The organism is Streptomyces sp. WM6378, from assembly GCF_001279695.1.
In the GTDB taxonomy this organism is placed as follows: domain Bacteria; phylum Actinomycetota; class Actinomycetes; order Streptomycetales; family Streptomycetaceae; genus Streptomyces.
The window spans coordinates 1-322 of record NZ_LGDD01000218.1 but is presented as its reverse complement, the minus strand read 5'-3'; the positions used below and the strand labels follow the sequence as shown (position 1 = coordinate 322).

At 68.3% G+C, this 322-nt stretch carries 1 protein-coding gene; it reads left to right on the top strand.

The features are described from left to right. On the top strand, nt 1-322 hold a 322-nt coding region (locus ADK54_RS17760; RefSeq protein ID WP_234392117.1), incomplete at both ends, for a thiamine pyrophosphate-dependent enzyme.

Below are 322 nucleotides of genomic sequence, written 5' to 3'. Positions count from 1 at the left end.
CTGTTCTACAACCAGCGCTACTCCAACACGGTCCTGCACTCAGGCCCGGAGGACGGCATCGCCGAGCAGGGCAAGCCGAGCGGCGGCACCCGCGTCCCGGACTTCGTCAAGCTGTCCGAGGCGATGGGGTGTTACGCGATCCGCTGCGAGCGCCCCGAGGACCTGGACAAGGCGATCGAGGAGGCGAACTCCATCAACGACCGCCCCGTCGTGATCGACTTCATCGTCCACGAGGACGCCCAGGTGTGGCCGATGGTCGCCGCCGGGACCTCCAACGACGAGGTCATGGCCGCCCGCGGAGTCCGCCCCGACTTCGGCGACA